The sequence below is a fragment of the Veillonella sp. S13053-19 genome, from assembly GCF_002959835.1.
GTDB lineage: Bacteria > Bacillota > Negativicutes > Veillonellales > Veillonellaceae > Veillonella > Veillonella rogosae.
Window position 1 is genome coordinate 64885 of record NZ_PPDA01000014.1, and the last position, 12655, is coordinate 77539.

At 40.5% G+C, this 12655-nt stretch carries 9 protein-coding genes; 1 reads left to right on the forward strand and 8 read right to left on the reverse strand.

Features of this window, described 5'->3' with window-relative positions:
- The first annotated feature begins 625 nt into the window (after positions 1-625).
- Positions 626-2041, forward strand: a complete 1416-nt coding sequence (locus tag VEHSUH06_RS08805; protein ID WP_105098582.1) for a sodium:solute symporter — start codon at positions 626-628, stop codon at positions 2039-2041.
- A gap of 598 nt (positions 2042-2639) precedes the next feature.
- On the opposite strand, the gene VEHSUH06_RS08810 is transcribed toward VEHSUH06_RS08805, so the two are convergent.
- From VEHSUH06_RS08810 to VEHSUH06_RS08845, 8 genes are all read right to left on the reverse strand, one after another.
- The gene (locus VEHSUH06_RS08810) at positions 2640-3761 is read right to left on the reverse strand and encodes an IS256-like element ISVat2 family transposase (protein WP_105097717.1); all 1122 of its coding nucleotides are present in this window, start codon (positions 3759-3761) and stop codon (positions 2640-2642) included.
- Positions 3762-3887: 126 nt separating this feature from the next.
- Positions 3888-4481 carry a hypothetical protein gene (locus VEHSUH06_RS08815; protein WP_233187926.1) on the reverse strand — a complete coding sequence of 198 codons (594 nt, stop codon included), beginning with the start codon at positions 4479-4481 and terminating at the stop codon, positions 3888-3890.
- 5 nt (positions 4482-4486) lie between these two features.
- Positions 4487-5053, reverse strand: a complete 567-nt coding sequence (locus VEHSUH06_RS08820; RefSeq protein WP_105098583.1) for a hypothetical protein — start codon at positions 5051-5053, stop codon at positions 4487-4489.
- A 518-nt stretch (positions 5054-5571) separates the two neighbouring features.
- Positions 5572-6798, reverse strand: coding sequence for a hypothetical protein (locus VEHSUH06_RS08825; RefSeq protein WP_105098584.1), 1227 nt, complete (start codon positions 6796-6798; stop codon positions 5572-5574).
- Between the two features lie 137 nt (positions 6799-6935).
- Positions 6936-7937 (reverse strand): YadA-like family protein, encoded by a 1002-nt coding sequence (locus VEHSUH06_RS08830; RefSeq protein WP_105098585.1) that lies wholly within the window; start codon positions 7935-7937, stop codon positions 6936-6938.
- Between the two features lie 113 nt (positions 7938-8050).
- On the reverse strand, positions 8051-9787 hold the full coding sequence (locus VEHSUH06_RS08835; protein WP_105098586.1) for a YadA-like family protein: 1737 nt from the start codon (positions 9785-9787) through the stop codon (positions 8051-8053).
- 270 nt (positions 9788-10057) lie between these two features.
- Positions 10058-11419, reverse strand: a complete 1362-nt coding sequence (dcuC, locus tag VEHSUH06_RS08840) for a C4-dicarboxylate transporter DcuC (RefSeq protein WP_105098587.1) — start codon at positions 11417-11419, stop codon at positions 10058-10060.
- A 29-nt stretch (positions 11420-11448) separates the two neighbouring features.
- On the reverse strand, positions 11449-12609 hold the full coding sequence (locus VEHSUH06_RS08845; RefSeq protein WP_233187927.1) for a M20 family metallopeptidase: 1161 nt from the start codon (positions 12607-12609) through the stop codon (positions 11449-11451).
- Positions 12610-12655: the final 46 nt, after the last annotated feature.

Here is a 12655-nt window from a genome sequence, read left to right on the forward strand (position 1 = left end):
GAAAATAGACTAATAATTTATCAATGGAATACTTAAAACAGTAGAGACAGTGATTAAGATATAGACTACAAAACATAGTTTTAGCAAAAGCAGTAAACTGCCAAATAGGACTTTATAGATAGGTGCTTCTTGTTTCTTAGATCGTATCCAGTCTTTAATTTTATAATATATTTTTGGTTTGTTAAAAGCTGGCGGTAATCGCTTACACCATAAAACAAGCCATAGAATACAACATATATTACCAAAGAGAAAGAATAGAAATAGGCCGAACTGCTCTAATGAAGATACTTTCAATACATAAATATAATAGAGTAGCTGAGTAAAGGTCTCTACAGAGTTAATCCATAGATAAACAAGATAAGCCTTAAACAAAAGCACTAATATAATTTTGATGTACTTGAGTATACTCATTGCCTCTCTCCTATCTAATACCATAAAAAAGCCCGTCATTGACGGGCTATTTTTTGCTCCTACTATATATACATTCTCCAACGCTCCGAGAAACTCCTCGTTGTAATTTCCCCAGTTTTTAGGGATAATAAAGTTATACTTGCGTACGCACCACAAGTAGGTAAGGGTGATTTAGTATGTGTCTCTAACTAGTTTGTAGTTTAGGAGGTGGCATATGGATTCTTTAACTATTATATGGATCATTGTTTGTGCCTATTTATTACTGAATTTATTGGTCGGCGTGTATTGTCATATTCGTGTAAAAGATAGTACTGACTATCTACTCGCAGGTCGTCGTATTGGGGTTCTTATGACGGCAGGCACGTTAGCAGCTACGGAGATCGGTGGCGGGAGTACCGTTGGTGTAGCCGCGAAAGCGTATGGTTCTTGGGGTTTATCTGCAGGTTGGTACGTAGTCTCTGCAGGGATTGGGGTTATTCTCGTTGCTTTTATCGCACCGCTTTTACGTCGTGCTATGGCAACAACAGTGCCAGAGATCATCGGTCGTCGCTTCGGTGGCTCTAGCCATTTAATTACGTCTATTCTGTCCATGCTAGCAACGATTACATTAGCAGGCGTACAGATTACAGCCACAGCAACTATTATTAGCGTTCTCACTGGGCTTTCAACAGAACTCGCCATCCTCATCTGCGGCGCGGTTCTCGTAATTTACACCATGTCCGGCGGTATGTGGAGCGTAACGATGACGGACGTTATCCATTTCTTCGTTCTCGTTGGGGGCTTCTCCCTCGCTGTGCCGTTCGTATTGCACAATGTGGGCGGTTGGGAATCGGTAGTGACAAAATTACCACCTGAACAGCTCGGCTTCACTAAGGTAGGTTGGAAAACCATCATCGGCCTTATTATCATGTACTTCATGACCTTCTCCACCGGCCAAGAGTCCGTACAACGGTACTTCGCCGCGAAGGACGAAAAAACAGCCGTTCTTGGTTCCATCATTTGTGGTATTATCATGGCTCTATTTGCCTTCGTTCCCGCCGTATTGGGCCTCGTAGCATTGGCTGAGTTCCCGAACATCGAAGCGAACAACGCGGTGGCAACGGTAGCACTTAACCTCATGCCTCCAATTATGGCTGGCTTCGTTATGGCCGCTGTCGTATCGGCTACGCTTTCATCAGGCGCAGGCGACCTATTAGGCGCCGCTACTGTATTTACCAAGGATATTGTAGAACATCATTTTGGTAAAAGCCTCACTGATGCACAGCTCACAAGTTATAGCCGTCTATGCGTGCTATTCCTTGGCATCATCGCTATCGTTATCTCTCTCGTAAGTAAAGCCATCATTCCGATGCTCGTATTTGCTTTCACTATGAGATCCGCTGGCCCATTCGCTGCATTCCTACTTGGCCTCACTTGGAAAAATGCAACAGCTGGCGCTGGCATTTGGTCCATCGTGCTCGGCTCTATCGCAGGCGTGTACTGGGAATTCGTGGGCAACCCATATGGCATTATGTCCATCATCTTCGGTTCCATCGTCAGCCTTATCGTCTTTGTGGCTGTGGTATTCATTGAAAGATCCATGGGTAAACCACCGGCTCCACCGGCAATTCCTGATAACTTAAAAGAATAATGTAAAAGAATATTCTAAAAGAATACACTAAAGAGAAAACTCCTATCGGTTAAACCAATAGGAGTTTTTCTTATTTTACAACGGCATCATCCAATTGTGTGCCATACATGTATTCATCATGATTTGACGATATATCATAACCTTACTATAATATAAGAAGATAGTCAGACGAGTCGTAACGTCAGGCTCATCTCGGAAAACATAAAATTTTGAGAAATGGCCTTTTCGTTTTATACTAATCTCCAGGTTAGTGGAAATGAAGGGCTATTTGTCTTTTGTGAGACAAATAAGCGCTATTAATGCTCCAAAGGCAATAACAACAGTTATCACCTGTAACAGGAGCATGATTATTTCATAATCACTCATAGGCTTATCCCTCCCTTCGATAACGAAGAGAGGCCCAACCTCGTCTAACTATCCTACAATTATTATATAGCGAACTAATATACGATACAATAAGGAACGAATAATAGAAATATATAGATAAATACAAAACTCCTATCGGTTAAGCCAATAGGAGTTTTCTTATTTTACAACGATATCATCGAATTGCGCGCCATACACACGTTCGGGTTATAGGACAAAACGTGTTGGTACTTTAATCCCAATCATTGAAAGATAATTTGTCATAGTTATGCAAATCACCCCAAGAAATGGCATCCCCCCAAGTTGGAATTATGCCTTGAAGTTGGGCTCTTTCATTCATAGATCTATATATTTTAGAAATACTCGCATCAGTTGGCATTACCTTAAGTATTTCTTTTGCAGGAAGCGGTCTTGGTGAGTGTAAATAACACCACCAAAAGACCGCTTTTATGCGTTTTTCTACAGACATCCCTCGATGGTACCGCAATAAACGTCTGAGTTGTGCGTTTACCCCACCTTCAATAGGGTTATTAGTCCTCGGACATTCTTTATCTAACACCAATGTTTCATCTAAATATCGAAACATTGTCTCTGTATTAATTAACACCACTAGAGAGTTATAGGCTTTTAATAAGCGTTCATGCGTAGCTCTTAAATTATCATTACTATCACGTGTCATTTCACTTAGAAACTCTTTAAAAGTCACTCTCCAATTAAATAATCGTTGAATCCATATTTGTGCATCTTCCTGTGTTTTTACACTATATAAATCGCTTGCTAAATCTTTTAACATAATGCCTGCTAACGTCTTAGGTCGTCTAGTAGTGTAGCGATGCACTTGCCATACGGCATGAACAATACAACGTTGAAGCTTGGCGGTACGCCAAACTTTTTTTAATGCTTTTCTAAGACCAGGTCCACCATCAGAAACGACCACAATGGGTGTCGCTATTCGCTGCATAAGAGCTTGCCATGAGCGAGACTGTTCTGACCTACATAAATACCACCCTAATACATATTCACCATCATAACAGATCAAAATACAAGCTTTTTTAGCTAAGTAAATACCATCAACGAATACCACATCTCTCGAGGTTTCAATTTTGGGCGGCATAGGCCATATTTGCCAGAAATCAGCTATCTGTCTACGAAATGTACGGCCCTGCCCAGGCATGTCCTGTTGTGTTTCTTTACTAAATAACCAATTTAGAAATCGATGAAAACATTTAGTAGTATTATCAATAGTTTGTGTAAAGGTGATGTTACACTGCTTACAATGCCATCGTTGTGATCCAGCTTTAGTTTTCCCATATTTTTGACAAGAAAATCCACAATTTATACATCTTACCAGCATGATTATTCCCTCCACTTAGAACACGATTTTCTAAGAAGATATAACCTTATTGAAGCCAGTAAAATCAAGGGGTTTGGGACTTTTTACCAACACATTTTGTCCACCCTCTAAGTTTATCAAAAGAACTTAAAATGGCGATGGAAGCAGTAATTTACTGGCTCCATCCCCTATAAAACCAACACGTTTTGTCCTATAACCCACACGTTCATATAAACGGTTCGCCAATAGGTATCCTGCGAATCCAAAGTCTACAGGGGCAGTTGCCATTCGTCTGTCTCGCGCTTCGCTTTGTGTATCATACCGGTTCCCATCTATATGATATTCTTTGAAATCAACAACACTAGATGTTACGCCTGAGTGCTTTTGTTTAAACAGCCACAGCTCTTTATACGATCCTAATTGATGAGCATCCAAATTTTTAATTAAATTAGCAAGGGACTGCTTTGTATCAAAGGTGTACAAAACCTGCTTTTCCTGAATCATGTCACCAGCAGGCATGAGCACATACTGTGTGATAGCGATTTGTTTGCTTCCATTCGGTCCGTTAGAGGCCTTGATGGAATCCTTATCTATATAGGTGCCATCACCGTTTCCGCTTTCACCAAAGCCATGAAGCATTTCAAAGTGGCTCGTATTTTGTAATTCCTGCATGGACATGCTTTGCGCGGGCACCACACAAGATAGCACCAACGCCATTGCTATATATAGTACTTTCATCATGGGCCTCATTTCACCACTACATCTTCAAAATGCATACGGTACGCTTCATAGAATAACGTATCTGCTATATCATAACGCGTCGTATTAGGCGCCGTGCGCACAATAGCACGAGTCGAGGCTTTCACCTGAATCGGTAGCGACTGTCCATCAAAGGAGAATTTCCCCAATGGTTCCTCTGTGCCTGTCATACCAGTTTTCGTCTGTGCCGCATCAATAACCATCGTCAATGAAGTTCCTGCCTGTTTCGCACAGTATACCTGACTTGCTAAGGACTGACGCGTATCATAGGACACAGTCCAGGCATCACTAAAAATAACATGTTTCCGCGGCGACTGATACGCATTGTACACAGTGGCCTTAATCTTATACATAGGCGGCGCATACTCTAGCACCTCAATAGAACTCGTGTCTAAATACCATGTAGTATGCTCATTAGCATTGGGAACATCAGGCATTACCTCAGCAACTACCTTAAACTGCGGTGATGACTTGAGCTCCTGTATCGAAATCGCTTGGCTAGTTATGGTGAAAGCTACCATCAGCGCCATCATCATAAAAAATCGCTTTAACATATATCTCTCCTTAAGCCTCATGAACTATGATATAAACTATACTTATTATACATCATATGTAAGATCAATTATCTACATAAATCTGATACAATGATACTCATTTATCACAATTTGACGATATACAACTTTGTCCCTATAATATAAGAAGATAGTCAGACGAGTGGAAACGTCGGGCGCATCTCGAAAATCAAAATACTTAGGAAATGGCCTTTCTGTTTACTTAGCTACCATGCGGTAACGGAGGGCTATTTGCTTTTTGTAAGGCAAATAAGGGCTACCAGTGCTCCAAAAGCAATGACAACAGCCAGTACTTGTAAAAGGAGCATGATTATTTCATAATCACTCATAGGCTTATCCCTCCCTTCAAAACGAAGAGAGGCCCAACCTCATCTGACTATCCTAAGTCTATTATAGAAAGAACTAATATACGATACAACAAGGAACGAATAATAGAAATATATAGATAAATGTAGCAAAGACCGTACCAAAAGGTACGGTCTTTTATGTATCGCTTTTACTTATTTCTTTGTCTTTATTTCTGTTTTGCTTCTTAACTCTTTAGCATTTTTAAAATCTAAATATTCCATCATATTTCGCAACTCCATATGATTATATTTAGCTTTTTCATCATTATAACTGAGCACCATAAAATAATCATATTCATCATCTTGAATCAAATGGAATATACGTGATTGTTTGCCTGGGTTATATTGATCTATAAGATATGTAGGGACCCCATTATTCAATATCATCGCAGATTGGATTGGTACATTTTGTAACAATAGTGTAGAGGGGTTATGAATAAAATTCTTCAAAATACGGTTGGGATATGTAAGCATCGGGTTAGATTTACTAGTTACAGGTCCTCTTGTAACAACTAAATCCATTCCTGGCCCCACATAAACACGACCTTGTAAACTAGGACCATTATTTGTTTCTGATTTTAACTTCAGACCCTTTGGCAAACGATATGTAACATTTCCCCATGTAACGGCATCACTTGTACGATCTACATCATCTATTGGCTGTAGTGATGGTATTACAAAATTAGCCATTGCACGCTCTAGCTGATTGGTAATTGGGTGATTTTTATGGCCAAGAACTGCCACATAATTGTGGTTTGGTTGTTTATCAAATGTAACAGCAGCCATCATTAAAGGTGTATTATCACTAGAATATGTATCTGTTACACTCCAATACCCTTTCGTAATACCAGGGTAATTAAAAGCACCCTTTTGTTTTGCAGATTTATAAGCTCCATCATCTACAAAGCTTTCACTGGAACTAACAAGACCAGCAACAACACTACTTTCAGCAGCAAAAGAAGATGCCTCATTTTTCTTATGAGCTTCTTTATAAAAACTTCTGGTTACAACAATAGGCACTGTCATTTTAGCCCGATGGTCACCTTCGTGCAGCAAGATAACCGTAGATTCATGAGAAGATATGTCCATATATGTATCATGTGATTTTTTCCATCGTTCCGCATTTTCTGCACTCCTTTTATTCTCTTTAACCTGCTTATCTAGCATTTCATATATATGCTTGCGCGCTAAAATAATTGTACTCGCATTAGCATTCAGAGCTTCACCATAACGATAGTTCTGATATGCAGTATCTGGAATGCTAGAATCAGCCCCTGGTACAGGTGGTTGTCCTTCAGGCACAGTATATTGCGCCGCATCAATAGGCATGGTGAAAGCAACTGTCACAGCCAAGCTCAACAAAATACTTTTTAGTTTCATACAACACCTCTCAAACAATAATAGGCACGTTCTCTCATTAGTATAAGTATACTATATCCTCGAGAACGTGCCTATGTATGGTCCAAGCGTAAAGCTTAGCTATTATATAACTTATGTGACTATTATAAATACTACAATTACTGTAATTTTTGTAACGCTGCTTTAATTTCGTTTACTTCAGCGCGTAGCTCTTCGTTGTCTGCGCGCAGTGATGCATTGTCAGCTTGTAGGTCTTTGATTTGTTTTGCCATTTCAAAGCGGCTTGTTTTGAGTGTCGGATCTTGTTCGCCCACTTTGAAAGAAGCACCGATGTTAAACATGCTTTCACCACCAAGGGTAACGCCAGCGTGAACCATGGAGTTTTCATTTGGCTGATAGGATGCGCCGATGGCGCCAGCCGTGGAGTGTTTATAGTGGCCCAAGCTAGTGGCAAAGGACCATTTATCGTTTGGATTGTAGTCGAGATAATGGAGGCCCGCTAACGCCGCAGAGGCAGCGCCAACCTTGGACACTTGACGATCCGTATAAGACTTGGCGTTGTTGAGCACCTTGTCACCAATGTTAGCTGTGTTATTTTCGAGCGTAGAAATGCGATTCGTATTATTGTCCACCTGCGTTTTCACTTCGTGCAACTGACTACCGTTGATAGCGTCAGTAGACGTCTTGGAAACCTCGCCCTTGGACACATTCACGATTTTATGGTTACCGTTATTGAGGCCGTTGTCTGTTAAAGAAACGATAGTCTCAGTATTATTGTCCCCATCTGCTTTTTCAATAACAATACCATTAGGGCCATACGTTGTTCTATTAATCTGATCGGTATCGCTTTCAACAACCAATCCATCTAAGGTTAAGCTAGAATATTTGACGCCATCAGTATGAGATACTTTGATTTCATTACCATTAATTTCAACATATTTATTGCTGCCAGCCGGATCATCCGACACCTCAATAGAGCGAAGACCATGAATATCTTCCTTCAACCCAACAGTATAACTCTTTTGGCCATTCTCGTTTTCAGTTTCGTCTACCGTAATATTATTAAGACTACCTACAATAGTTCTCATATCTGCTTCTGCCATCACGTTAATGCTCAATACCGACATAATCCCAGCTAATACTAACAACTTCTTATTCATAATTACTCCCCCTGATTTCATAATAAACCCTTAGCTTTTATTATATTTATGTACTTATAACCTATATAGCTTTATCAGAATTGCAATTTGTATAGCGATTATAAATTATATAGTTACTGTAATTTTTTCAATGCTGCTTTAATTTCCTCTACTTCAGCGCGCAGTGATGCATTGTCAGCTTGTAGTTCTTTGATTTGTTTCACCATTTCAAAGCGGCTCGTTTTGAGGGTTGGATCTTGATAACCTACTTTCACATTCGCACCTAAGCTCACCATGTTACGACTATCACCGAGAGTCGTAGCTAAGTTAAACATTGTATGTTCATTAGGTTGATAAAATGCGCCTAGTGCCGTTGCTTTCGCATTTTTATAATTACCAAAACCAATGCCAAAGCTCCACTTATCATTTGGATTATAGTCTAGTGGATGGAGTCCAGCTAGCGCCGCTGCACCAGCTCCCACTTTGGCAACTTGTCCATCTGTATACGTCCGAGCTTGATTAATGACATTAGAATCAATATTGGTAATCTTTCGTTCTACATCTTTCAGCTGTGCCACATTCACCGCATCCGTATCATCAACGCCTTTAGCCACATCATGGATTTGCTGGTTCCCTGCGGTAATGTACTCAGAGGAAAACTCGATTCGCTTGCCATCCTTTGTTTCACTAAAAAAGCCACTCGGACCAAAGGTACTCGTATTACCATTAATACTATTTTTGAAAATCAAAAACGTACTATCTAAAGAAGACGTACTATGCTCAGCATTAAACTGAACACTCTGTGCAGTCAAAGAGGAGCCTAATTTAGCTCGACGATTATCAAATCGTACTTCGTTACTATTTATTTCAGATGTATTTGCATCCGCTGCAGGCACACTATAAGGGTACTCATGTTCAGCAAACTGAGCGGAATTTAAGTTCTCCAAATCTGAATTCAAAGACACATAATAATTATCTTTTAACGTGTTGAACTCTCGATATTTGTCTACCGTAATATTAAAACTGCTATTAACCGTAGGAATCTTAGAGGTTACATAATTATCGGCCATCTTAAGCTTGTACTTAGTCGAGCCATCTGGGTTCTTACCTTCAGTCACAATAATATCATATGTATAATCTTCAGCAGCCACCGTCGAATGACGCATAGCCTCTTTGGCTACGCTATACAATTGAGCCCCATTTACAGCATCCATAGAGGTTTCAGTCATAGCACCTGGCTCTACGCCTTTCACCTGTCTTCCACCAAAAGAAACCAAGCTATAGGAATCTCGTTTAGCATCAGAATGTAAGAACTTAAATATATTATTAGGATCCACCTTACCAGGTCTACCAATAGCACGAACATGATTACCAATCGCAATATTACCAGTATCTGCCTCTGAATTAGAACCGATGACGATACCATTACTTTTAGCAGTCGAAGTATTGCCAATAATTGTAATCGGCTGAAGTGCATATTCGGATATAGCGCTATTATAGCGGCCAATAACAATGGATGAATCACCTTCTACTACATTATGATCGCCTGCTACAAAGTTACCCGTACCACTCGATTGTCTATGTCTCGGACCTGTAGCTGTATTATTCGTGCCTATAATAACCTGATTGTCATCCCCCGTATTATCACGACCAACGGCAATAGTGCCAAGTTTAGCGGTATTATTAGAACCTACGGCAATCCCCCAAATATCCGTAGTATTCATATTACCTACCGCTACATTAGCAGATGTATTAGCCACAATGGTATTATCCATCCCTAAATTGACATTATTATACACATCAGCCATCACTACTGGCATACTAATTGTCCCTAATACACTACCTATTAATAAGGCTTTATATATTTTCATAATACTCTCTCTTTCCCCTTATATACTATTTACATTTACACTTATATTTATAAATCTGTTAAAAATTATCTATATTAATTCATATTCATTATAGATAGTGAAAGCCAGCTAGTCAACGAAATTTTCATTTTAAATTCATTTTATAATTAAAAAGGCTCTACCTCAAAATAAGGTAGAGTCTTTAGTAGTTTACATATTTTGTCATTAATGACTTATTTTTATTTACACTCGCATGTTAATTGCTATGTACCAATAAAATCTTGTGTAGGATTAGTGAATAATCCAGATAGCAATTGTACTTGTAATGAACGTAACAATGACAGGTACGCTTGTACGTTTTACGAGTTCGAAGCTAGAGATGTTTGCGATACCAGCTACGGCGATCATAACAGCACTGATTGGGCTAAGTAGACGGCCTACGCTGGCTGCATTTTGCATGCCAAGAAGGATAGTTGTTGCATTACCACCTAGGTCAGCCGCAAAGTTAGGAACGAGTGGCGCAAATGCGAACATAGATGCAACACCAGAGCCCATTACGATACTTAAGCCTGTAATAATTGTAGATACGATAACACCTACTACGTCAGCGGAGATGGCAAGGCTTTGAATAGCGGCAACGAATTCTTTTACGATTCCCAATGAAGTCAAACCGAAGGCGAATGTTTCACCAGCAACGATCAATGTTACAGTGTTTGCAAATTGGTCGCCCATGCCTTTGAAGAAGGTTTGGATGCTAGCCGCCATTTTACGGAAGTCACGATGACGAATGAGTTCGCAACCCATAGCAATGAATAAGCTAAGGAACATTGCAAGGTTTACGTTCATCTTAACACCTTGAATACCATAGTCACTGAAACCAAGGATAAAGATTAATGGTAATAATGGCAAGAAAATATAAGGTAATGGACCCACTTCAAGTTCATCAGATTTATGAGCTTCCACATATTCTGCAGGAACATGTCCAGATTTTTTATCTAAATATTTTTGCCATACAAAATGAGCAATAGCAGCCATTAAACCACAGATAATATAGACTTTCAACTGATAGCCAACAAAGTATTCATGAACAGGCATATTTACTGTTTTAGATACGAGTAATGTAGTAGCAGATGCAGGACCGATATCGAGCAAATGACCTGTAGCAACAGCTGCTGCAGCACCTACAGGGCTAACACCTAAGCGCACAAGGATTGGGAAGATTGTCACCATCATGAGCATCGCAAGGCCAGACGCACTTGGAATAACTAGGGACATAAACATATTGAGGATAAATGTAAGCGCCATTACTAGGTACGCAGATTTCATTTTACCAAGCGGTTTAATGGCTGTTACAACGAGGCGAGAACTGGCACCAATGTGGTCCATGTACTTGGCGAAACCTGTACAAGTCATGATCATGAGACCAAGGTTTGCCGCATCTTTGGCCGTCGTAATGTTAATGAATTCAAAAGCATCAAAGAAAAGAACCCCTGTGGCCTTCTTCGCTTCTACGAAAGATGTCGTATAGCCTAACAAATAAGCTGCGAACATCATAATAAGACCGCCTAACAACAATACGGTTTGCGCTTTAAACTTCTTAATAACCAGCGTCCCCGTTATGGCAATAACCAATAAACAAACTAACAAATTCATACATGTTCCCTCCATTCACAACACAATACTTAGAAGTTTTCCTTTGCCTGTTTGAAATCTTCTTTTATTTTTTCTAACAAACCTGGTGTTTCAAGGATTTCCTCAACAGATAAAGCAATTCCCTTCGCACCATACATGATAGCGTCCTCAGCGAGCTGGCTTCTACCATTATCTAACCATTCCTGAGAATGACTCGTTACGCCCTTGCCTACGAATTTCACACGCAAGCACGCACCTGGCACGCGGAACGTCACGCTAGAGAAATCGGTAGATCCCGTCACCTTGCGAGGCTCAGAAATCTCTGGAGCCCCTACCTTTTCCGCATTTTTTAAAAGTATATCGTTCAAGGTTTGTACATTAACTTTATTGTCGTATGCCTTAACCTCTTCCCATTCCATGGTAGCGCCCACTTGTAGAGCTGCACCTTGAGCTACATTTTTTACACGCTCCACAATCTCATCGAGGCGAATCCGACTAGAAGAACGAATATACCATTGAGTGCACGCATAATCTGGAACGATGTTCGCCGCCTTGCCACCATCAGTGATGATACCGTGCATGCGAACCTCTGTAGGCACGTGCTCACGCAAATATTCCATGCCGTTAAAGAACAACAATACCGCATCAAGAGCACTGATACCCTTCTCAGGAGCAATCGCCGCATGAGCAGACTTGCCATGGAACTTGATATTCACGAGATTCAACGCCAAAGACTTGCCGTCTACCGTCGTCGTATCGCTGCCGTGCATCATGAAAGCTAGGTCTAAATCGTCAAACACGCCTTCGCGAGCCATAACGAGCTTGCCGCTCGCCGTTTCCTCTGCAGGCGTACCGTACACAACTAGCGTACAAGGTGCTTGCAACGTACGTTTCAAAGCAATCGCCGCCGTACAAATGGATGGACCTTGTAAATTGTGACCACAAGCATGGCCTAGGCCCTCAAGGGCATCGTACTCGCAAAGCAAACCGATCTTAGGACCGCCACCGTTTACGTGGTACACTGCTCTGAACGCCGTTTTCAGGCCACTTACCTCACGGTCTACAGTGAAACCTTCCTTCTCTAATAAATTCGTCAACAACTCATGGGCTTGGAACTCTTCGTTCCCGAGCTCTGGATGATCGAAAATGAAATCGTTCAACTCCTTCATGGGCTGTCTTAATGCTTCAATCTCTTGTAAAAGCTGACTCATTTCTACCTCCAACATACACACTATAAAAACCTAACTATAACTACAA